The 23,399-nt window shown below is 38.0% G+C and carries 22 protein-coding genes and 3 pseudogenes; 16 read left to right on the forward strand and 9 right to left on the reverse strand.

The features are described 5' to 3' along the window. From STRIC_RS01500 to STRIC_RS01550, 11 genes and pseudogenes are all read left to right on the forward strand, one after another. On the forward strand, positions 1-486 hold a 486-nt coding region (locus STRIC_RS01500), incomplete at its 5' end, for a gp58-like family protein (protein WP_008087428.1). A gap of 8 nt (positions 487-494) precedes the next feature. Continuing rightward, positions 495-926, forward strand: coding sequence for a DUF1617 family protein (locus STRIC_RS01505; protein WP_008087478.1), 432 nt, complete (start codon positions 495-497; stop codon positions 924-926). 1 nt (position 927) lies between these two features. Next, complete coding sequence (locus tag STRIC_RS01510) at positions 928-1,269, forward strand: DUF1366 domain-containing protein (protein ID WP_008087480.1); 342 nt, start codon at positions 928-930, stop codon at positions 1,267-1,269. 124 nt (positions 1,270-1,393) lie between these two features. Then, entirely contained in the window at positions 1,394-1,546 is a 153-nt protein-coding gene (locus STRIC_RS12255; RefSeq protein ID WP_008087460.1) for a hypothetical protein, read from the forward strand. A 161-nt stretch (positions 1,547-1,707) separates the two neighbouring features. Beyond that, a complete protein-coding gene (locus STRIC_RS12560) occupies positions 1,708-1,875 on the forward strand; it encodes a hypothetical protein (protein WP_234944181.1) in 168 nt (55 codons plus the stop codon). Between the two features lies 1 nt (position 1,876). Beyond that, positions 1,877-2,211: pseudogene (locus STRIC_RS01525) on the forward strand (phage holin). Between the two features lies 1 nt (position 2,212). Continuing rightward, complete coding sequence (locus STRIC_RS01530; protein ID WP_008087535.1) at positions 2,213-2,965, forward strand: CHAP domain-containing protein; 753 nt, start codon at positions 2,213-2,215, stop codon at positions 2,963-2,965. Positions 2,966-3,297: 332 nt separating this feature from the next. After that, positions 3,298-4,231 (forward strand): annotated as a pseudogene (locus STRIC_RS01535) (Abi family protein). A gap of 121 nt (positions 4,232-4,352) precedes the next feature. Next, positions 4,353-4,946 (forward strand): hypothetical protein, encoded by a 594-nt coding sequence (locus tag STRIC_RS01540; RefSeq protein WP_008087477.1) that lies wholly within the window; start codon positions 4,353-4,355, stop codon positions 4,944-4,946. Positions 4,947-5,450: 504 nt separating this feature from the next. Then, positions 5,451-5,843 (forward strand): DUF1934 domain-containing protein, encoded by a 393-nt coding sequence (locus STRIC_RS01545; protein WP_008087495.1) that lies wholly within the window; start codon positions 5,451-5,453, stop codon positions 5,841-5,843. Between the two features lie 307 nt (positions 5,844-6,150). Further along, positions 6,151-8,832, forward strand: a complete 2,682-nt coding sequence (locus tag STRIC_RS01550) for a cation-translocating P-type ATPase (RefSeq protein ID WP_008087456.1) — start codon at positions 6,151-6,153, stop codon at positions 8,830-8,832. A 51-nt stretch (positions 8,833-8,883) separates the two neighbouring features. On the opposite strand, the gene STRIC_RS01555 is transcribed toward STRIC_RS01550, so the two are convergent. From STRIC_RS01555 to STRIC_RS01590, 8 genes and pseudogenes are all read right to left on the reverse strand, one after another. After that, positions 8,884-9,264 carry a hypothetical protein gene (locus STRIC_RS01555; protein WP_008087442.1) on the reverse strand — a complete coding sequence of 127 codons (381 nt, stop codon included), beginning with the start codon at positions 9,262-9,264 and terminating at the stop codon, positions 8,884-8,886. Positions 9,265-9,306: 42 nt separating this feature from the next. Then, on the reverse strand, positions 9,307-10,308 hold the full coding sequence (locus tag STRIC_RS01560; RefSeq protein ID WP_008087453.1) for a LacI family DNA-binding transcriptional regulator: 1,002 nt from the start codon (positions 10,306-10,308) through the stop codon (positions 9,307-9,309). 63 nt (positions 10,309-10,371) lie between these two features. Continuing rightward, positions 10,372-12,324, reverse strand: a complete 1,953-nt coding sequence (locus tag STRIC_RS01565; RefSeq protein ID WP_268741215.1) for a heparinase II/III family protein — start codon at positions 12,322-12,324, stop codon at positions 10,372-10,374. A 48-nt stretch (positions 12,325-12,372) separates the two neighbouring features. Beyond that, a pseudogene (locus STRIC_RS01570) lies at positions 12,373-13,201 on the reverse strand (PTS system mannose/fructose/sorbose family transporter subunit IID). Then, entirely contained in the window at positions 13,188-13,970 is a 783-nt protein-coding gene (locus STRIC_RS01575) for a PTS mannose/fructose/sorbose/N-acetylgalactosamine transporter subunit IIC (RefSeq protein ID WP_008087502.1), read from the reverse strand. Before STRIC_RS01575 ends, STRIC_RS01570 begins: the two are co-directional and overlap by 14 nt. A gap of 14 nt (positions 13,971-13,984) precedes the next feature. Further along, positions 13,985-14,476, reverse strand: coding sequence for a PTS sugar transporter subunit IIB (locus STRIC_RS01580; protein WP_008087452.1), 492 nt, complete (start codon positions 14,474-14,476; stop codon positions 13,985-13,987). 46 nt (positions 14,477-14,522) lie between these two features. Then, complete coding sequence (locus STRIC_RS01585; protein WP_008087459.1) at positions 14,523-15,719, reverse strand: glycoside hydrolase family 88 protein; 1,197 nt, start codon at positions 15,717-15,719, stop codon at positions 14,523-14,525. A 2-nt stretch (positions 15,720-15,721) separates the two neighbouring features. After that, entirely contained in the window at positions 15,722-16,156 is a 435-nt protein-coding gene (locus tag STRIC_RS01590; protein ID WP_008087458.1) for a PTS sugar transporter subunit IIA, read from the reverse strand. 324 nt (positions 16,157-16,480) lie between these two features. On the opposite strand from STRIC_RS01590, the gene STRIC_RS01595 reads away from it, so the two are divergent. Genes STRIC_RS01595 through STRIC_RS01615 form a run of 5 tightly spaced genes read left to right on the forward strand, consistent with a single transcriptional unit; the run spans position 16,481 to position 22,809 of the window. Continuing rightward, complete coding sequence (locus tag STRIC_RS01595; RefSeq protein ID WP_008087516.1) at positions 16,481-17,275, forward strand: gluconate 5-dehydrogenase; 795 nt, start codon at positions 16,481-16,483, stop codon at positions 17,273-17,275. A 24-nt stretch (positions 17,276-17,299) separates the two neighbouring features. Then, positions 17,300-17,941 carry an RpiB/LacA/LacB family sugar-phosphate isomerase gene (locus STRIC_RS01600; RefSeq protein ID WP_008087526.1) on the forward strand — a complete coding sequence of 214 codons (642 nt, stop codon included), beginning with the start codon at positions 17,300-17,302 and terminating at the stop codon, positions 17,939-17,941. A gap of 21 nt (positions 17,942-17,962) precedes the next feature. Further along, positions 17,963-18,964 carry a sugar kinase gene (locus STRIC_RS01605; protein WP_008087439.1) on the forward strand — a complete coding sequence of 334 codons (1,002 nt, stop codon included), beginning with the start codon at positions 17,963-17,965 and terminating at the stop codon, positions 18,962-18,964. A gap of 1 nt (position 18,965) precedes the next feature. Further along, positions 18,966-19,595, forward strand: coding sequence for a bifunctional 4-hydroxy-2-oxoglutarate aldolase/2-dehydro-3-deoxy-phosphogluconate aldolase (locus STRIC_RS01610; RefSeq protein WP_008087510.1), 630 nt, complete (start codon positions 18,966-18,968; stop codon positions 19,593-19,595). A 31-nt stretch (positions 19,596-19,626) separates the two neighbouring features. After that, the gene (locus tag STRIC_RS01615) at positions 19,627-22,809 is read left to right on the forward strand and encodes a polysaccharide lyase 8 family protein (RefSeq protein WP_008087497.1); all 3,183 of its coding nucleotides are present in this window, start codon (positions 19,627-19,629) and stop codon (positions 22,807-22,809) included. A gap of 169 nt (positions 22,810-22,978) precedes the next feature. On the opposite strand, the gene STRIC_RS01620 is transcribed toward STRIC_RS01615, so the two are convergent. After that, positions 22,979-23,341, reverse strand: coding sequence for a hypothetical protein (locus tag STRIC_RS01620; protein WP_008087454.1), 363 nt, complete (start codon positions 23,339-23,341; stop codon positions 22,979-22,981). Positions 23,342-23,399 lie beyond the last annotated feature (58 nt).

Consider the following 23,399-nt stretch of genomic DNA (forward strand, 5'->3'; position numbering starts at 1 on the left):
ATGGATTTTAACAGTAATGCCACCATCAACTTTAACAGCAGGGATAACGCTCTGGTACGTAAAGACGGTACACACACTGCCTTTGTCCACTTTAGTAATGCGACGCCAAAAGGCTATACTGGTTCGGCACTATATGCCTCTATTGGTATCACCTCATCTGGTGATGGTGTTAATTCGGCCTCGTCTGGTCGTTTTGCGGGTTTGAGGTCGTTTAGGTATGCTACAGGCTATGACCATACTGCTGCAGTCGACCAAACCGAGCTATACGGTGATAATGTCTTGATTACAGATGACTTTAACATCAATAGAGGATTTAAATTTAGACCAGACAAAATGAAAAAAGTGCTTGATATGAATGATTTGTATGCATCAGTTGAGGCCTTGTGGAGGTGTTGGTTACATGCCAATAACACAGCGTGGAGTTTTAACTCCGATACCACCAGCGCAATTATCAGAGAGTATAACGCCCATGGAAACGGGCTATAGGAGAAAACATGGATTTAACACTAAAAAACAAAGAATTAAACACACTTTATAGTGTACTAGACAAAATCAAGGTCACTAATATGCGTGCCAATCGTGGACGTGCTAAATTATTGGCAAAAGTGGTCGATAAAATCAAAGAGTATGCCAAGGATGAGGGTGACCTTATTAATCTGTATGCGGCCAAAGACAAAGATGGCAAGTTTGTCATCGATGAGCGCAAAAACATCAAGCTAGCAGACCCGACAAAAATTGACGAGCTTAACGACCTGCTCACAGAGCTTGGGGAAGAGCTTATCACTATTAAAGGCCATGAGTACTCTAAGCGATTTATTGATTTTTTAGAGTATCTAGCAGAGTCAGAAGATGAGTTTACAGCTAGCGAAATTGTCTTAATTGACAACGTTTTAGAACAATTTGAAGAAAGTAAAAAAGGAGAATAAGATGAAAACATTACAACTATCAGGAAAACCATATCCTATCTATGAAGAGGGCAAAATTACTAAAACAGAAGTGCGACTAGTTGGTGATGGTGGCCTATTTATCCCTGTTGAATTAATTGGTGACCAGACAGCTAAGGAAGCAGATGACTTAATGGATATGGCTTTGAAAGCTTTTGTGCGTGAGTATGTGACTGAGTACGCTGTGGCAGAATCGGTGCAAAAAGTTGAAATCCTTAACGAAAAAGTCAAGGAATACGATAAGCAAATGGCAGCCATGCAAGCAAAGGGGAACAGGCTATTAAGGATAATCAAGCTAAGGTTGATAAAGCTGTCGTCGAATTGACTGAGTTGGTAACGTCAAGCTTAGCTGGACTAACGATGCCTGAAGTTGCTGGTAAAGAGTGATGGAACGCACCTTAAACACTATTGTGACCCTATTTGAACTGTTAAAACAAGGAGAAATGACTATGACATTTACAACAGACTATTTAATCGTTGACGTATGGTATCGTCGTGTTCGTGACGGCATCTGTGAGTTTGAACAAGTGCCGAAGCTATTTAATTTACGTGATTGTGTGATGGAGCTGCTTAGCCAAAAAGTTGACAAAAAGGCAGAGTGAGGTGACTAGATGCACGACTTTTTAGACAACTAAAAGAGCTTGGGACGCTATTAGTGCCCTTGCCCTCATTGGTGGTGCTATGATTTGGATTTACGAAAAGCTTGTCATCGAGCCAGACAGCCGATTGGCTGAGCGGTTACAAGCAAGAAAATAACAAATTATTGACAGATACAGTAAATCCTCTAACTGATGCCATCAAAGACCTAAACCACAATCTCAACACCGCTACAAAAGAGCGTGCTGAGATGCGAAAAGCATTGAGGTGCACGAGGGGGAGACTCGATGCACACGACATCCGCTTAACTGTATTAGAGACAAAGGAGAAATAAAATGCAAGAAATCACTAATATTATCACAGGGTCATCTCTATCAATCTTGACTATCTTTGCAGGTATTGTAGTCAAGTTGGTCAAAGATTATCTGCTTAAAAAAGGTGGCGAAAAAGCTGTTAAAATCGCTGAAATCGTCGCAAAAACGCTGTTGAAGCAGTTGAACAGATTGCTTATGATAAAGACATCAAAGGCATTGAAAAACTCACAGAAGCAAAAATAAGCATGCAAAGCGAGTTGTCTAAGCACAACGTCACCCTATCCAATGAAGATTTAGAAATGTACATTGAAGCGGCGGTTAAACGCATGCACGCTGAATGGCGAAAGGAGCAATAATATGGCAACTTTAGATGAAGTCTTATCCTTTGCCAAGGGATTAGCAGATACTGGCCAAGGGGTTGATCTCGATAATGTTTACGGTACGCAGTGCGTGGACTTGTCTAACTGGATTACAACGAAATACTTTGGCATTGCTCTGTGGGGAAACGCTATCGACTTACTAGATAGTGCAGCTGCCCAAGGGATGGAAGTGGTCTATAATGCTCCTGGAGTTAATACACGAGCTGGGGCTATCTTTGTGATGGTAACTTATGCTCACGGCTATGGTCATACTGGGTTAGTTATTGTGACGTCAGACGGCTATATTTTGCACAATATCGAGCAAAACGTTGATGGTAACGCAGATGCCCTTTACATCGGTGGTCCAGCTCGATATGTTGACCGCCCATTTGAAGATGGCACTGGCTATATTTTAGGATGGTTTTATCCTCCTTACGATAGCACACCAACAAAACAACCAGAGCCAAGTGCTCCAGTGGTTGCACAGTCAGATGGTAATTATGTAGCTAATCCTGAAACTGGAACATTTACCGTACGCGTGGCAGCTTTAAATGTTCGCTCAGCACCTCGTTTAGATGCAGAAGTTGTGGCAACTTATGGCGAAAATATGGAATTTAACTATGATGGTTGGATTGACTCAGACGGCTATATTTGGGTAACATATGTCAGCGTTACTGGTGTTAGACGATATGTCGCGGTCGGTAACTCACAAAATGGCAGACGTGTCACTAATTTTGGTACTTTTAGATAGGAGGTAAAGCTCCTTAAAATAAGACGAAATAAGCCTTCAGCATATGCTGGGGGCTATTTTTGTTATTAATAGTGAATGCAACAAAATTTTTACAATATATTGTGTTAAAAAATGTATTTTTATATACAATCATTCAATATGTTGTGTTCGCTTGAATTTATAAGTTTCAAGACACGACCTTGTGTCTTGACATTATTTTTAAAAAAAGTATAATTATCTTAACAAGACAACCCCCCCATTCCTTTAAAGGCAGATACGTTCTGATATGGGGCTTTTTTTATATCGTTAGGAGAGTTATGAAACAACCTTTAGCTTTGACATGGTAAGATCAAATTAGGCTATTTGAAAAACGTGGATTAATTGTTAAAGCTGATGATGTAGAGAAAATCAAACACATCAGTTATTATAGAATTAAAGAATTTGCAAAACCACTTGAAATAAAGCGACAAGATGGTGAGGAGCAAGATATTTTATATGATAATATTGAGTTTGCAGAAGTTTTGGCAAGATATTATCAGGATAAAAACTTAAGAATCTATCTACTGCACGCTATTGAAAAAATTGAAGTGTCTATTAAAACAAAATTTCTTTGTTTTGGGGGATAGATACGGAGCATTTGGATATTTAAATTTCTCTTCATGGGCTAATAGGAATAAGTTTACAAAATATGATATTGAAAAAAGACAATTTAGGATTAAAAAGAATTTATTGAATACTGTAAGAAAATCTCAACTAACTGAGTTACAAAAATCAATTAACCTTGATCCAGATGGATTCCCAACAGTGTGGCTTGCTATTGATTTATTGATGTTTGGTGACATCGTTTCAATCTTAACAATCATGAGCGAGAAGAACATTAAACAGATTTGTCAATATTACAGTTGTACACCAGAAGAACTTGTTTCGTGGCTTAAATGCTTGAATTTCATAAGAAATGTATGTGCTCATAATTCAAATGTACTGGATATTCAAATCACAACAAAGCCTAAACTTCGTTCAGAATGGAGAAATTATATTGATACAGTAATAATTAAACATAACGTGACTAAACCTTCTAATAAGTTATCCGTTATTATTGCTATTGTAGTCTATCTTGTAAATACTATTAATTCCAAATATCAATGGAGAAACATACAGTCTAGTTTGAAGGCTCTTTGTAAAGAAGATGATAGTAGGGCAAAACTTTTAGGTTTTAAAGATTATGATTCTGTTAAAGCAATGATTAATGGGATAAAGTGTACTGCTTTTACAAATTCAAAAAAATAGAAATTCTTAGCAAGAATCGCCTGACACTAGCGGCTCTTGCTTTTTTGTGTTCTTCTATTGGTTTTCTAACTTAATTAATCTATACTAGTTAAATTGAATTTATAAATAGGATAAAAATATAATGAAATTAAAAAAGTCATTGATTATTTTAGGCGCTTCCCTTATTAGTGTTTTATTTCCGCTAAGTGTTAAGGCGGACAGTACTACGTTTAAACCCATGGGGCAGCAAAGTATAGGGGGAGTGACAGTAGGTCCTTTTAAAACAGGAGATACAACTATCAATGTTAATTTAGACCCTTATGGGTATGTATATGGTTCTGTAAAACATCATGATGGAAGTGTGGATAAAATAAAGGCTGAAGCTAGAGAGGTAAAGACTACATGCCCAACAACTGCCAATGGATGTACAGAAAGAAAATGGATGGTGAGTGGTAATCGTGCTGATGGAGGTGGCAATTACACTGTTCAATTAGAGAAACCACTCGAGGAGGGAGATAAGGTAACATTGTCGTTTGCGGATGATGGCAATTTCCACTTTGGCCAATTAGTGTTTGAAGCTGAAAAGCCACAGAGCGAAACACTTCCAAAAGATAAGCCGAGTGAAGAGCAACCAAACGAAGATACAGAAGCCGAAGATATGTATTTAAAATACATGGAGTATGACGAAAGCAAAACTTGGTATCAGCGCTTTGGTGACAGTATCCAAGACCAATGATGGCATTTCAAAGGCTGGTGGAATGGATAATCAGTTGACATTTTGTGAACAACAGCGTACAATGTAACTATCATCCATGAAAATATAAAAGCTATTTTTTCCAGCCCATACGGCTGGTTTTTTGTTTGCCTAAAGTGTTATTGTGTGGTATCATTTGCTAGTAATCAGCTTTCGTAGGCAGATTAACTTTTTTATAACTAGGCCAACCTTCGGGTTGGTTTTTGTTGTATTTTCGGTAAAATAATGGTACTATTAATTTGGCCGAACCCATGATCTTTCTCTATCGTCCTCTTGTTCCCATACAGGAGGGCTTTTTTTGATATGTTTTATCAAATAAATTAGAAGTATAATAAAAAGACCTCGTCCAGAAGTCGGGGAAAAGTCGGGGAGTGGTGCTGAAACTCAGCGATTTAAATGGTTTCATTCATGCCTTCATTATAACAAAAATTGAAAAAATAAGTAGAAATTGGTAAAATAGACCGATAGTAGAAAAGGAAGAGACAAATGAAACTTGAAATCACAAATCGTATCACTCTGGACCAAGACACAGAGCTGATCGAGGAAGTTCATGTCGTTGATGTGAAAGAAAAAGCAAATGCGACTTATCTTATTTATGAAAATGATGACAAGGAAAAAGTTGTTATCAAGTTGAAGGAAGAGGAGTTAACCATGAGTCGCTTCTCTAAGCCACAAAGTTTGATGATATTTAAGAATCAGCAACAAGTCTTAATTGCCTTACCAACTCCAGCTGGTATTCAACAATTTGTGACAGATACAAAAACATACCACTTGGATCTCAAAAAACAAGAAGTAGTCTTAGCGTATGCTCTACTGCAAGCAAACTCAGAACTTGCATTTGCAAATTATGACTTGAAACTGAAATGGTATAATGATTAAAAAGCATATCATCGGATGATATTTGATGATTTTAATTATTTTTATAACAAAAAAGTGTTTAAAAGTGCTTTAAACCCCGAAAATCATCTGATGATTTTCGGGGTTTTATGAAAAAAGCAGTGGTTTTTTCTTGTTTTTTAATGCTAAATTCTGTATAATAATGGTTATATCAAGGGAGTAGCAGACGGTTAGCCGTGATTGTGTCGTCAATACGGAATTTCGATTTCCGGTACAATCTGAAACAGCGAGACTTGTTTAATAATAATAAACAGGTCTTTTTATTTGAAAAGACCAAGGGGGTAGTCATTTGTCCAAAGAACAAAAACATGAAGCGTTTTATACGCAAAGTGAAGAAACGGTACTGACTCAGTTAGAGTCTAGTAGAGAAGGCCTTTCAAGCGCGCAGGCTCAGCAACGTTTGACTGAATATGGTCGTAATGAGCTTGATGAAGGTGAAAAACGTAGCCTATTCATGAAATTCCTTGATCAATTTAAGGATTTGATGATTATTATCTTGATTATTGCAGCTCTTCTTTCAGTTGTTACTGAGGGAATGGAAGGGATGACGGATGCTATTATTATCTTAGCAGTTGTTATCTTAAACGCTGCCTTTGGTGTTTATCAAGAAGGGCAAGCAGAAGCAGCTATTGAAGCCTTGAAGTCTATGTCAAGCCCTTTGGCTCGGATTCGTCGTGATGGTCATGTCATCGAAGTAGATTCCAAAGAATTAGTACCTGGTGATATTGTCTTGCTTGAAGCAGGAGATGTGGTTCCAGCGGATATGCGTCTTTTAGAAGTTAATTCTTTGAAGATTGAAGAAGCGGCTTTGACTGGTGAATCAGTGCCGGTTGAAAAAGACCTTTCGGTTGATGTGGCTGCTGATGCTGGTATTGGTGATCGTGTTAATATGGGTTACCAAAACTCTAACGTCACTTATGGACGCGGACTTGGTGTGGTTACCAATACAGGGATGTATACTGAAGTTGGTCATATTGCTGGAATGCTTGCCAATGCAGATGAAACTGATACACCATTGAAACAAAATCTAGATAACCTTTCTAAGATTCTAACTTATGCTATTTTAGTTATTGCAGCAGTGACTTTTGCGGTCGGTGTTTTCTTGAGAGGCCAACATCCACTTGAAGGTTTGATGACATCAGTTGCACTTGCCGTTGCAGCCATTCCAGAAGGTCTACCAGCTATCGTAACAGTAGTACTTTCACTTGGTACACAAGTATTAGCTAAGCGTAATGCTATTATTCGTAAGTTACCTGCAGTTGAAACATTAGGTTCAACTGAAATTATCGCTTCAGATAAAACAGGTACTCTGACCATGAATCAGATGACCGTTGAGAAAGTATATACTAACGGTGTTCTCCAAAGTTCATCAGAAGCTATTTCTTCTGATAATAGCACGCTATGTATCATGAACTTTGCTAATGATACTAAAATTGATCCTTCAGGTAAGTTGATTGGTGATCCAACTGAAACTGCCCTTGTTCAATTTGGATTAGACCACAGTTTTGATGTGCGTGAGGCTTTAGTTTCAGAACCGCGTGTTGGAGAATTGCCTTTCGATTCTGATCGTAAGTTGATGTCAACAGTTCACAAACAAGCAGATGGAACATACTTTATAGCTGTTAAAGGAGCGCCAGATCAACTCTTAAAACGTGTGACACAAATTGAAGAGAATGGTCATATTCGTCCGATTACAGATGCTGATAAAAAAGCTATTCTTGATACCAATAAGAGCCTTGCTAAACAAGCATTACGTGTCTTGATGATGGCCTATAAATTGTCTGATACCTTACCAACCTTGGAAACAGATAAAGTTGAGGCTGATTTAGTCTTCTCTGGTTTGGTTGGGATGATTGACCCTGAGCGCCCTGAAGCAGCTCAAGCGGTTAAAGTGGCTAAAGAAGCTAGTATTCGTCCTATCATGATTACGGGTGACCATCAAGATACAGCAGAAGCGATCGCCAAACGCTTGGGAATTATTGAAGAAGATGGTGTGGATCATGTCTTCACAGGTGCTGAATTAAATGAGCTATCTGATGAAGAATTCCAAAAAGTCTTTACACAGTATTCCGTTTATGCTCGCGTATCACCTGAACATAAAGTGCGTATCGTTAAAGCTTGGCAGAATGAAGGTAAAGTTGTTGCCATGACTGGGGATGGTGTTAATGATGCACCGTCACTTAAAACAGCCGATATTGGTATTGGTATGGGTATTACTGGTACAGAGGTGTCTAAAGGTGCTTCTGACATGGTCCTTGCCGATGATAACTTTGCAACAATCATTGTTGCTGTTGAAGAAGGTCGTAAAGTCTTCTCAAACATTCAAAAAACCATTCAATACTTACTGTCAGCTAATATGGCTGAAGTATTCACTATCTTCTTAGCTACCTTGTTTGGTTGGGATGTATTGCAACCAGTTCACTTACTTTGGATTAACTTAGTAACAGATACACTTCCAGCCATTGCGCTTGGTGTTGAACCTGCTGAGCCAAGTGTAATGACACACAAACCTCGTGGACGTAAATCAAGCTTCTTCGATGGTGGTGTCAAAGAAGCTATCCTTTACCAAGGTGCCTTCCAAACCCTCCTTGTTTTAGGTGTGTATGGTTTTGCCTTAATGTTCCCTGAGCATACTAGCTATCATGATGTCCATGCAGATGCCTTGACTATGGCATATGTGACGCTTGGTCTGATTCAATTGGTACATGCTTACAACGTTAAGTCTGTCTATCAATCCATCTTTACAGTTGGACTATTTAAAAACAAACTCTTCAACTACTCTATTCCAGTAGCTTTCATTGCTTTGATGGCAACAGTAGTAGTTCCAGGATTTAATCAATTCTTCCATGTGACTCACTTAAGTTGGACACAGTGGTTAGTGGTTATTATCGGAAGTTTATTAATGGTAGTCCTTGTTGAGACAGTGAAGGCCATTCAACGCTCACTGGGTCAAGATGAAAAAGCCATTTAATATGATATTTTAATAGGTAAAAGCCCTAGACAACTTGTCTAAGGGCTTTTTTTAAGGTAATTTACTTAAACGATAGCAAGGGATTAAATTGATTAATATCAGGAGAACTGGGTAAATGATAACAAAGTAAGGTTGCAATAAGACTGTTAGATCTCTAGGCGCTAGCCAACCCAAATAAATAATAAGAAGTAGCGCAAGTGAAAATCCTATCCAGTAAGGAGGATTAGTATGAATCAAAATAGTATCACCGTCTTTTACCTCAATCTTAGGATAAGCTAGAAAATTACAGGATAAAATGGCTTTTTCATCTGGTATCTCAATACTTTTGTTGTCATGATTATAGAGATAAGTTTGATGCTTTTTATTAATATAAATTGGTGCAGCTCCTCCAAAAGTCAGGGCAAATGTTTTGTGTTTGATTGTTACTGACATATCCGTTCTCCTTAGTTCAAAAATATTTAGCTTAAGGAATCGTTAAAAAGTAGATTCCAGCCAATTCACTTGACAGTCAAAAATCTGTTGTTTGGCTTCTTTGCTATGTCCTTCAATATCATCTATGAGAATTTTAGTAGCTTGCTCGCCTTCTTCATAAGCAGGCTGTATAATGGTTGTGATACTAGGTGATGAAAAACGGGTCCACTCAGTATTATCAAAGCCAATAAGACCAGTTTTGGGCATGTCGATTTCTAACTGTTTCATGGCAGTAAAGACTTTTGGTAGCGCCCAACAGTTTGGGACAAAGACCAGGCTCTTTTCCTTTTTGTCTAGGGCCTTTTCTAGAAACTGTGCCATTTCTTGTGAGCTAGTCTTTTGCTCATCGATAATGAGTTGTTGATAATCCAGATGATTGGCAGCAAGGACGTCAATAAAACCAGAGGCTCGCTCAATACGTGTACTCAAAAGATTAGGGTTTCCGGTTATCATGATAAAATGTTGATAGCCCTTAGCAATACACTGTTGGATGCTATCATAGACAGCTTCGTAATTATTGGTCTTAACCCAATTGGTTCTATGCTCATAGAGTTGACTATCAAAGAAAACCATATGTTTTTTCTTGACATCGATGATACGAGAATATTTTCTAAAATTAGAAGTGGGCTGAATAATAAAGCCATCAACTCCCAGATTCAACATTTTTTCAATCAATTCATCTTCTCGTGAAGGGTCATAGTTACTGTTTCCGATGATGATTTGATAGCCAAACTCTTGAGCTTTGCTCTCAATGCCTTTGACAATTTGGTTTGAGAAGCTATTGGTGATGTCTCCAATGACAACACCAATTAGTTTAGTTGATTTAGCGTTTAAGCTACGAGCAGCAATACTAGGCTTATAATTGGTAGCTTCGATTGTTTCTTTGATTCTTTCCTTGGTTTCTTGCGACATTTTGTCAAACTTTCCGTTTAGATAGAAAGAAACTGTGGTTTTGGAAGTTTTAGCCAATTCAGCAATATCTTTAATGGTTACTTTGTGCTGCATTGCAGACACTCCTTTATGGTGGTATTTATTAATATCATTATAACACATTGAGAAGTAAATGATTTAGTGTTTAAATCTCATTTTCTTGTTCCTCAAATGATCAACCAAGACAACCTTTCCTCGGATTTTGTCGTCTTCTAATAAAAGCAATTTATCCCCAACTACTAAGTCATTTTGTAAGAAGCAAACACTGTAGTCAAAGTCAGCTCCAGAGATACGCCAGGCTAAGGCAGCTGGTATGTCTTGTGAACTTCCTGTTTGACGAGGAGTTAGAGTTTTGATAGTGCTACCATGTGGCAGTAAGATGGTGAAGTCTTGATAGGTATTTGTAAAGGTCACTTCTTTGATCAGTTTTTGACTGTGACTTAATTGGTTATAAGTTTTTGAAATGAGGGTCTTTTCTAGTTTCATAGGAGTCTTGCTGATAATGGAAAAAGCTTCAAGCTGGTTATTACTTGCACTGACCTTATCATCTAGAATGAACTGGTTGACCATGGTTTCTTGTCCGTGGCTTTTGAGGTAATCAATTATGATAATGATTTTGTGTTCGAGAATTAAGACCTGTCTTTCTTGGCTGTAATTTTGACTTGTTTGGCTAAATTGTGTCTCATACTCAGCTTCGATATAGTAATACTGATCAATTTGTTTGAAATGGCAAAAACGTGATTTAGGGTAGGAGTGGTATGACCAAGAGCCCTTGATTTCTTCAGGGGGTCTTGTTTTTAAGTAACAACAGGAGTGCATTTGAGCACTCTTAAAGTCATAACGCAGTTTTTCTTCTTTGTAGGTATATCGTCCTGTATCAATGATTAAGGGCTTTCCTTTGTAATAGAGAGCTAAACTATTTTGATCGCTATGAGTATGGGAGCTTCCAATGGGACCGTTTTTAAAGAAGAAATAAAAATCCTGATCTTTGATACAAACATGTCCTGAATCACGAAAATGGTGAGCGAGACTTTGTTTTTCGGGACGATTTAAACGGTTAAAGGCATCAATGCCAGATTTTCCAAGTAGAAGGAGTGTATCCAAATTGACTGTCTCAAAGGCATCTGCTTTTAGGCTAGCTTCTTCAAGAAGAATAGCAGCTAAGGTCAATATATCTCGGGTATCGGTGACATCACTATCTCCTAAAGCAATTTGGTTATGATCTGGTCCTGTCACAGCTTGTAGGTAATGACTCATCTTTAAGAGACAGTCTTTGACCTGTGGGAGATAAGATGGCGCTAGGGCAACTAATTCGAGAAGACACTTGAGGACTTCAACATGATACATGCTTGATTGTTCAAATTGGCTACTGTCTTCTAAGACTTGGAGTGACAATTGAAGAGGTAATTCTTTTTTAGCAAAGTGACTAACGTGTTTTAGGTCTATGCTTTGACCAAAGAAAACATCAGCTAATAGGATGGCACTTGTTTGAAGAATGCCCCAGTTGCTTAGGCTATACTTATCCAGATAATTCATTTCAAGAAAGTCTAGCTGTTGCTTTAAAGAAGCCAAAATCAGTGTTTCTTCCTCTTTTGACAGCAAGTTTAGGGCTTTTAAAAAGAGGATACACTTGACCCAAGAAAAACAACGGATACCAGTGTCGATTGTGCGAGTGGCTAGGCTTTTGGGATTAAGTGGTAAATCAGCACGAATCCAATCTAAGATCAAATGTTTGGCTTTGTTAAGATAAGTATGATTTTGTTCAACCATTCCTACTAATACTAATTTTTGCAGATAGGTCTGGCGATTTAGCATGTAATTCCATTCAGGGTCATCCGTAACGGCTTGATTCCAAAGAATAGGATTGAGTTGGTAAGGGATGTGGCAAGGTTCCATGTCACAATTATCAACGTAGACAAAGGTGTTATTTAAGAGTAAATCTGCTAGCTCTTTTTCTTTCTGATAAGTTGTGTTTTGATGCTTGAGAATATAAGTTCGTGTAGCGTCAATATCAAATCGGCTAATAAAATCCTTAAGTGGTGAATGCATGATATTTTTCCTTTTAAAAAAATAATAAAAGAGACTCCTTATGTCATCATGGAAACTTTCCGATGCACTAATAAGAGAGTCTCTTAACTATTAGGCTAGAATACCTAGCCAGCTACCAATAATACCGATAATAACAGTTAGAATAACTAATTTGTAAGTTGTCCATTTTTTGTTTTTGATTAAATAATACATCAATAAGGTAAATAGGGCTGGCAGCAATGCTGGAGCAATTTTATCAAGCATCCCTTGAATGGTCACAAATTTTTAATTTTTGAGCTGCATTTTCAGCATCAACTTTTCCAGCTGCAAAAGTGATTGGAACAGTGATTTTAACAGAGATTGCTGCTAATCCAGCAATAACAGTGACCCCAACGATATTGGCCATACGAGAGACGACTGCCATTTGTTCGCTCAATTTATCAATGAAGCTTGTTCCTACTTTATAGCCATACAAACCAGATCCAATCTTGATACTTGTAAGAATAATGTTCATGGCTAGGAAGAAAAGAATAGGACCAATGACCAAACCATCACTAGCTAAAGAAGCTGAAATGGTTGAAAATAGAGGTGCTAGACAGAACTGAGATAGGGAGTCACCAATTCCAGCTAAAGGCCCCATTAAGGCCATTTTAATGTTTCGTGTTTCTTCTTCAGGACGGTCATTTTCAAGCATGACTAAGTGCAAGCTAGTGATAAAAGGAAGAAAGTGAGGATTAGTATTATAAAATTCACAGTTGTCTTCTAAGGCTTTATGAAGGGCAGCTTTATCCTTACCGTAATGTTTTTTCAAAGCAGGATAGATGACGTTAGCATAGCCAATTCCTTGATAATTACTGTAGTTGAAGCCATTTTGTAAAAAGAAGGCTCGAAGAGATGTTTTAAGGTAGTCTTTTTTGTTTAATGGTTTAGATCCAGTCATCTTGTTGGCCTCCTTGAGTAGTTGTGACTTCAACTGTTTTTGGTTTATTGTAAAATTCGTTTAAGGCAAAGATAATACCGATAATAGCAATACCAATAGTTGGAATTTGCAAGTAAGCAGCACAGACATAACCCATCAAGACAAATGGAATTAATTCTTTTTTAGCCATCACAGAAAGAATCATGGCAAATCCGATAGCAGGGAGCATTTTACCAGCTACTGTTAAACCGTTTAATAATACAGGTGGGATATAGTCTACGAGATGAAGAAGAGTATCCATTGATAAAGCACCAAGAAGTCCTAATCCTAATCCGATAAAGGCAAAAGCCCAAATAGTCCCATTTGCAGCAAATTTAAAGCCTTTGATATTTCCTTTTTTAAGGTGTTTCTTAGCTGTTTCAGGAGCTCCTGCAAAAGCTGTATAAGCGAAGGTCTGTAAAAATTGAATGGCCACAGCAATTGGTGTAGAAAGAGCCAATGCAGCTTCAGGACTGACTTTGCCTGCACTGGTAATAGCCATCAAGGTTCCGAAGATACCAGGGCCGATTGGGTTTGGCGGAACGGTACCGCCGGCACCAACACCAAATCCCATATAAGCTAATTCTGAAATAGCTCCCATACTTAAGGCAGTTGGCAAGTCACCTAGGATAATTCCTACACCGAATGAAAGAATAATACAGCGATTAGTGTAGATACCCAGTAGCATCCCACTAAAACAAAAGGCTGTCCAAAGGCCGATAAGTAAGGCTTGTAACATATTGATATCCATATCAATCTCCTTGTTTAAATATAATCTAAAATATTAACTTCTGAGGCACCATTATTACCATCTGGGGTTGTTTTGGTGTTGAAGGTTACTTGATGATTATGTGCTAAGCAACGAATGGCTTCTTTATCCGCTTGGCCCAGACAAATGAATTGTGTTACAGCGACTTTGTCATCAGTTTTGTGAATATTTCCGATGTTGACTTCTTGGATGGGCACCCCACCTTCAATTAAGCGTTTAGCATCAGTTAAGTCTTTAACAACAATAAAAATGCGTTGTGCTGGACTTGCCTTGTGAATAATATCAATGACTTTTTGGATAGAGAAAAATCTCATGGCGATGCTTGAAGGAATCACGGTTTTCATAAGGGCTTGTTGCATTTTATCTTCTGCAACCGCATCATTTGCGACGATAACGGTGTTGCAGTCTAAGAATTTTACCCAAAGTTGTCCTTGGCCATGGATCAGTCGCTCATCGACTCGGGTCATGATAATGTTTGGTTGTGTCATAAGTTCTCCTTAATAGTGATGATGATATTGACTTTATGATGGTGGATTACCAGTAAGGTATCCAATCTTTGTAAAAACGTAATAAGGCTTCGAGATAGTAGTAGTCACCCCAGATATTTCCTTCATCAACACCTTTTCCAGAGTGCCAAGAATAAACCCCGTGATTGAGGAGAGGAGCACCAGATTGCAGGTCAGTGTTGGCATAATGATTGATTAAAGAAAGTAGCATCGTTTGCATAGCATCTTGGTAAATAGGTCTATCTGGGTCTGCTTCTGGAAGGTGTTTTAACATTTCATGAATTCCACAGACAGCGATAGCTGTTGCTGAGCTATCTCGTGAATGGCCACTACCATCACCAAAAATGAGATCCCAGTAGGATACTTGATCTTCTGGCAAGCGATTGAGGAAATAATGGGTCATGCCTTTGAAGAAATCAATCAAGCGCGGGTCTTTTAAGTAGCGATAGGTTAGTGGAATCCCATAGATTCCCCAAGCTTGGCCTCTAGCCCAAGCAGAATCATCACTATAGCCTTGACGAGTGACGCCTTTAAGGGCTTGTCCTGTCTCAGGGTCAAAATAGAAGGTATGAAAAGCAGAAGCATCATCACGAATCACGTTGTTGGCAGAAGCATAGAAGTGATTGATAGCCATTTGCTGATACTTAGGGTCACCAGTTTCTTCAGAAGCAAAGAATAGTAATTGAATGTTTAGTAGGCAATCAATAATCAAACGATAATCTTCTTTTTTTCCTAATTGTCCCCAAGCTTGAATAAAGCCATCTTTTTCTTGGTAACGTTGGATTAATTTGTCTGCAGCTTTTAGGGCTGCTTCTCTAGCTTCCGGTGATTTGAGGAGTTTCCATTCGGCCATACAAGATGGGGTATATAAGAAACCTAAATCATGATGGTCAAGTTCGATATCTTTATTGACACGCTCAAGAAAAGAACGATCATTTTCTTGGGCCAGAGCTTTAATTGCTTGGTCTTGGCTGTATTCATAAGCTAACCAAAGACAACCCGTCCAAAAAGCATTGGTCCATTCTGTATTATCCATGATAGGATAGCGATTGTCTTTAGTGGCGGGTGTTGGAAAGTCGGTCCCAAAGTAATCCATATTAAGGCGAATTTGCTGAAGAGCTAAGTCAAGAGCTTTTTCGATTTTTTCCTTACTTAACGGGACTCTTCTTGTGAACCTTTCAGCTTCATGGACCTTTTCAACTTGAATGCTTTTTAAAGTTCTCACGCTTAGACTCCCTCGCTTTCTAATGTACTATCTTCAGTTTGACAAGATAATGTTTTCCAATCACAAATGCCTTCTTTAGAAGCTGCGATAACTGTTTCAACCAACTGGTCTAAGCTTTTTGCTTGTTGGCGTGAAAATATAGCTTCGATTAACATCGTAAGATTTAATCCGGATAGAACATTCATATTTTCGTTATCTAATTGTGTCATTAGGGTAGAAGCTACTTTGAAGGGGGTGCCACCTAGCAAGTCACAAAGAACAAGCTGCTGTCCTGAATTACTTAGGTTTTTAACTAATTGATCTTGAACATCGGCAGATGACATCTTGGCTGTAAAATCAATTGCAGTGACTTGCTCTTGTTTACCTGCAATTAATTCTAGTGAGGTCAAGATACCACTTGCAAAGTGTCCGTGACCAACAACAATAATTGAAATCATGTTTAACTCCTTTTAGTTTACCGGTTTACTTAAAAACATTGTAACGCTTTCAAAATTCTTTGTCAATAGCTTTTTTAACATATTTTAAAAAAGCTCAAAATCTCACTTGAACCTTTTTTGCAAGAGGAACCAATAGCAAATATCCTATATATAGAAGGAAATATCAATAGTGGGGTGATAAATCATTGTTTAGAGAAGGCTATTTGTTTAACAACTTAAGAACCAAAACTAAAACGGTTACATAAAAAGAGTTGACAAAACCGGTTTACTCTGACATAGTCCTAGTAAACGGGTTTACTTAAATTATTTAATGAGGTGAAAGAAATGAAAAATAGTTTTTCGTTAAAAGGAAAAATTGCCTTAATTACAGGGGCATCTTACGGGATTGGTTTTGAGATAGCCAAAGCTTATGCCCAGGCTGGAGCAAGGATTGTCTTTAATGACATTAACCAAGATCTTGTTGATAAAGGTCTGGCTGCTTATGACAGTTTGGGCATCACGGCGCATGGCTATGTATGTGATGTGACTGATGAGCAAGGTATTCAAAAGATGGTTACAAAGATTGAAGAAGAAGTTGGCATTATTGATATTTTAGTTAATAATGCAGGCATTATCAAACGTACCCCTATGCTTGAGATGGCAGCAGCAGATTTTCGTCAAGTTATTGATGTTGACTTAAATGCCCCCTTTATTGTGGCTAAGGCCGTTTTACCATCCATGATTAAAAAAGGACACGGGAAAATCATTAATGTTTGTTCGATGATGAGTGAATTAGGTCGCGAAACAGTTAGTGCTTATGCTGCTGCCAAGGGTGGATTGAAGATGTTGACCAAAAATATTGCTTCTGAATTTGGTCAAGCCAATATCCAATGTAATGGTATCGGACCTGGTTATATTGCCACACCACAAACCGCTACATTAAGAGAGTTACAAGAAGATGGCAGTCGTCATCCTTTCGACCAATTTATTATTGCGAAGACTCCGGAATCTCGTTGGGGAACTCCAGAGGATTTGGCTGGACCAGCTATCTTTTTAGCTAGCGATGCTAGTAATTTTGTTAATGGTCACATTTTATATGTTGACGGTGGTATTTTAGCTTATATTGGCAAACAACCTTAATGATAGAAGAAAGAGGATAAGATCATGAAAATTGCATTAATCAACGAAAATAGTCAAGCTGCTAAAAATAGTATTATTTATGACTCATTGACTTCTGTGACAGATCGCTATGGATATGCTGTTTTTAACTATGGCATATATGGGAAAGAAGGTGAAAGTCAATTGACCTATGTTCAAAATGGCCTCTTGGCATCGCTTTTGTTGACCACAAAAGCAGCTGACTTTGTGGTTACTGGTTGTGGAACAGGTGTAGGAGCGATGCTTGCACTTAACAGTTTTCCTGGTGTCACTTGTGGATTTGCTAGTGAGCCTACTGAAGCCTATCTTTTCTCTCAAATTAATGGTGGTAATGCCTTATCTATCCCTTATGCTAAAGGTTTTGGTTGGGGAGCTGAGTTGAATCTAACATTGATTTTTGAACGTCTCTTTGCAGAGCCGATGGGTGGTGGTTATCCTAAAGAACGGGCTATTCCTGAACAACGTAATGCTCGGATTTTGAGTCAACTGAAAGAAATCACTTATCGGGATTTATTAGACATTTTAAAAGACATTGATCAAGATTTCTTAAAAGAAACTATCTCAGGAGAAAAATTCCAAGATTATTTCTTTGCCAATGCAGAGCCTTCTGCAATCGTTGACTATATTAAAGAAGTACTTAAACAGTAGGACTTAAAGAGAGGAAAGCTCATGACCAAGATATTATTAGTTGGGGAGCCCCTACTTCGCATTAGTCCTAGCCATTTTCAGACGCTTAGTAATGCTTGTCAAGCTGACCTTTATTTTGGGGGTTCAGAAGTTAATATCGCAAGAACACTTAGTGGCTTTGAGACGCAAGCAAGTTTTTTGACAACACTTCCTAATAATCAATTAGGGAAAAATGTTGAGAGTTTTTTAAGACAAAGTGGCATTGACACAAACCATATTCAATGGTCTGGTCAGCGTTTAGGTCTCTATTTTCTGGAAAATGGTTTTGGTTGTCGTCCTGCTCAGGTATATTATGATCGGAAAGGTTCGAGTTTTACAGAACTTTCTGATCAAGATTTGAATCTTGATCAACTTTTTGAGTCAGTGACACATTTTCACTTTAGTGGCATTACCTTAGCATTAGGAAAAGCTAGCCAGGAACTTGTCGAGTATTTAGCCAGAGAAGCTCGTAATCGTCATATTTGCATTTCTTTTGATTTGAATTTTCGCTCTTCCATGATTTCTGTCAAAGAAGCCAAGGAACTTTTTTCACACTTTGCAGCTTATGCTGATATTATCTTTGGTATAGATCCCTTAAAAAAAGATGATTCAGACTGTCAGCTGTTTGATAGGGATAAGGCTAGTCAGAAAGTTATAGAAAATCGTTTAGCGTCTTTATATCAGAAGTATCAATTAAAACTGATGTGTCACACTCAACGTGAAACTGACGAACAAGGTGTTAACCACTTTAAGGCTTATGCTTATGATGGCAAGTTTCATGAATCACAGTCACTTGCTACTAGGGTTTTACAGCGTGTTGGTAGCGGTGATGCTTTTGTCGCAGGATTTTTACATGAGTATTGTCAGGGAAAAGCGATTCTAGAAGTCTTGAACTTCGGAGTTGCAGCAGCGAGTCTTAAGTGTACTGTGGCGGATGATCAACTCTTTGTTTCAAGCAATCAGGTAGAGCCTGTTTTAACAGGAAATCGAGAGGTTAAAAGGTAAGATGGGAAAATCAGAGATAATGACGCGCTTAAAGGCTAATAAATTAGCCTTAGTGGTACGTGGTAATTCAAAAGAAGAGGCGCTTGCCTGTAGTTTAGCTAGTATTGAAGGCGGAATAAAAAGCATAGAAGTTGCTTACACCAATCCCCATGCTAGTCAGGTGATTGAGGCTTTGAAAGACATAAGCCTAAAAGACTCACAAGTAGTAGTCGGAGCGGGAACCGTTCTTGATGAGGTAACGGCACGTTTGGCTATTTTAGCGGGAGCTCGTTTTATCGTTTCCCCAAACTTTAGTGCTTCAACCGCTCGATTGTGTCATCGTTATGGTGTCCCATATATTCCAGGCTGTATGACAGTTGATGAGATTGTGAGAGCTTTAGAATCAGGTGTCGAAATGGTAAAAGTTTTTCCAGGAGCTACCCTTGGCATGTCCTTTATTAAGGCAATAAAATCTCCTTTGCCTCAAGTGGATGTTATGGTAACTGGTGGAGTGACAGTTGAAAATGTTTCGCAATGGTTTACAGCAGGTGCTCAGGTCTTGGGTGTAGGTGGGGAATTTAATCAATTGGCAAGTCAAGATCATTTTGAGACAATAAAAAACAAGGCTGCTGATTATTGCCGTCAATGCTAATTGGTAGTCATTCAAACTAAGAGGGTATCAGATGAAAAAGAGAAAAAACTATTATTCCTATCTTTGTTCTAGTCTTATTGCGACATGTTTTTTATGGGCGCCTTCCGTTTTAGCTGAAGAAGAGTCAGCTGTAACGAGCATTTATGAAGAAATTCAAGAAGTCAAGTCACTCATGCAAGAAGATGATTATTTTAATCAGATTCAAGCAAGTGATTCCCAAGAAGCTCCTTTAAAAGAGGAGGTAAGCTTGGAGAGTCAAGTGACGCTAACCAGTGACAATTTGCTTAAAAATCCTAACTTTGATCAGACTAATCCAGTTAAACCTCAAGAAAAGAATCAACTCTGGGAAAGAGAATCGGCTAAGGATTGGCAAATCTATAAAGATGAGAAAGAAACAAAAGGTAATCCTAAAATAGATGCTTCAAATCATCACCTAACCATGACCAGTGATCAGAACCAAAATTTTAGAGCTTGTGTTCATCAAATGGTTAGCATTAATCCTGAAAAACAGTATTTACTAACTTTTGACATTGCGACTAAAGACAAAAAAGGTCAAGCTTTTGTACGCATTATTGAAGAATTAGGAAAAGATGCTAAAAAAGAACAGCGCTTGTGGTTGTCTCCAATGGCATCTGGTACTGAGGTCAAGCATCAGGAAAAGCTTTATATTCCTAAGTTAGCAGTTAATCAAGTTAAATTGGAACTTTTTTATGAAACAGGACAAGGACAGGTGGTATTTGATAATATTTCCTTAAGAGAAGCCGGGGATAAACCAAGTGGAGCTGTCAAACCAGTTTCCCATAGCTTAGAGGAAAAAATTAGCTTACCCTTGTCTAAGAAATACTTACTAGAGATGCCTGATTACCATTATCAAGTGTCTGCAAGTTCCAATAAGATTGTACGCGTTGAAAATGGAGTCTTGATGCCATTAAGTCAAGGAAAAACATTATTAGAAGTCTCAAATAAAGAAGGTCAAAACATTGGCAGTCTTCCTGTTGAGATACTGGCAGAAGAAGATCATCAGATGACCTCACTCATTTCTAAATGGCAAGAGAGGATTCAAGGAGCTGAAAGTTATAATGAAAATAGTGCTGCTATGCAAGCCTTAAATCAAAAATGGGATGCCAGTGTCACGAAAAATCTAGCGAGTCTGGTTAAGAGCCAAGAAGAGAAGTATTTGTGGAAAGATTTGAAGGATTTGGACAAGTCGTCTAATATGACAGCGACCTACAGACATTTAGAGGAAATGGCTAAACAAGTCACTAGTCCAGCTTCTCAGTATTATGACAATCCTGATTTAATCAGATTAATCAAAGAGCGTCTCGCTTGGCTAAACCTGAATGTTTATAATCCTCAAAAAGACATTGAAGGCAAAGCCAATTGGTGGGATTTTGAAATTGGAACGCCTAGGGCGATTGTCAATACTCTAACTCTCCTTTATCCTTATATGACAAGTGAAGAAATCACCATGCAAACAAAAAGCATTTCTCACTTTGTTCCGAAGCCAACACAGTTTAGGTCTACTTTAGTCAATCCGTTTAAGGCTATTGGAGGCAATCTTGTGGATATGGGACGTGTAAAAGTGATAGAAGCTATTTTAAGTCACGACACTAGGGGACTTCAAGAAAGTATCAAGGCATTAGAGACACTCTTTACCTTCCAAAAGGATGGTTCAAAAGGAGAAGGCTTTTATGAAGACGGTTCTTATATTGATCACACTAATGTCGCATACACAGGAGCATATGCTAACGTTTTGATTGATGGCTTATCTCAGTTGATTCCTCTTATTCAAGCATCTGACTTGAAATTAGATCAATCAAAATTAACTCACATCAATCATTGGATTGAGCACTCATTCTTACCCCTCATGGTTCAGGGAGAGTTGATGGATATGAGTCGGGGGCGATCTATTAGTCGTGACAATGCCTCATCCAGGATGGCAGCTTTAGAAGCCTTACGCGGTATTTTAAGACTATCTGATAGTTTGCCAGAAGAAATGAAAACGAAAGTCAAAAGTCACGTTAAGGCCATTTTGGCTTATCATGATAAGAAGACCATATTAGAGAGCTTATCTAGCTATTATGACATTAAGCTTTTTGAGGACTTTTTGGCGGATGATAGTATTGAAGCTTCCGAGGGACAATCTTCCCTATCCTTATTTAACAACATGGATAAGTTAGCCTATTATAATGCTGACAAAGATTTTGCCTTTGCCCTGTCCATGCACTCGAGTAAGACCTTGAATTTTGAAGCCATGAACAATGAAAATACCCGTGGCTGGTACACGGGTGATGGCATGTTTTACCTTTATAATAACGATTTGACTCACTATTCGGATCGTTATTGGCCAACAGTAAACCCTCTGAAAATGGCAGGAACAACGGAGTCTGAATCGAAAAGAGAAGATGTGACAGATGACTACTTGAAGAAATTAACGAATCAATATAAGGCAACTACTAAAGAAAAGGCAGGGATGTCTACCTTATCCTCTTCATTTGTAGGAGCCATCAAAGCAGATGAGAAAAATGGCTTAGCAGTGAAGGATTTCCACAATTGGGACAAAACTGTCAGTGCCAAAAAATCATGGGCTATCCTAGATGATCAAATCGTTTTTCTTGGTACAGCTATTAATAGTAATAATCAGACTGTAAGCACAACCATTGATCAACGCAAGGAAAATTCAGAAAATGCTTACCGTGTGTTTATCAATGGACAAGAAGTCTCACTATCAGACAAAGAACTCTCAAGAGATGATGTTACGAGTATTTTCCTCTTGTCTCAAGATGGCAAATCAAATATCGGCTATCTCTTTGATCAAGTAAGTTCACTCGTTTTTAACAAAAAAGAGCAAAGTGGACGTTGGTCTGATATCAACACAGGTTCTAAAAACAAGGAGCTTATTAAGCAAGTTTTTATTACGATAAGTCAAAGACATTCTAAAACAGATGATAGCTATGCTTATAGCTTATTACCAAATATTAGTCAGTCTGAATTTGAAAAAGCTCGTGAAGAAAAACGGGTAAAAGTTCTTCGTAACGATAAGCAGTTTCAAGTCCTTCATGACCAAAAACAAGACTTATGGACAGTCGTAAAATATCAAGATGGACAAGAAACACTTTATCCAAATATGATGCTTGATAAAGCTGGTTTGTACCTTTTTCAGAAAGAAGGGGATCATTTTAAAGAACTATCTCATAGAAATCTGACCAAGTAAAGACGTAAAAGAGTCTGGGACAAAAAGATTTTCATTTTAGAAATTCTACATTACCTGTTCTGATTTGTTAACAAAATAGAAATAAAAACGAACAAAGACAGCTTATCAAAGTTTTAAGTCTATCTTTGTTCGTTTTTTCTAATTGTCGACGAGCTTTTGTCCCAGGCTCTTATTGATTTTCCCATTTAAAGCGAGGAAGAAAGTAGCTGGAAATAATGCACGAAAGACCTAACAAGGCCAACCAAAACAGAAAAGGAGAATCAAAGGAAAGAATAAGCTGACTAGCTAAGGTGATAAAGACGCCTCCCCAAAAAAGAAAGAGATTGAGTGGGTTATCTGTAATTACTAAATTTTCATTAGGTTGCGTGAGTCGTTTGGCTTGTTTACTGTGTTTAATGGCCAAGTATATAGGAGAGTCAAAAGCTAACTCAATGCTATCGTGATTATATAAAGAGACCTTTTGATAATCGCCGATTAAGATAGTGACTGGCGCCCCCATTTTTGAGAATCGGGTATTGCGTTTTATATTCACAGACTTGCCTTCCTTATTTTGATGTTGTTATCAATATTCTAGCAAAATAGAGGAAAAA

Origin of the sequence: Streptococcus ictaluri 707-05 (assembly GCF_000188015.2) — a bacterium.
GTDB classification, from domain to species: Bacteria; Bacillota; Bacilli; order Lactobacillales; family Streptococcaceae; genus Streptococcus; species Streptococcus ictaluri.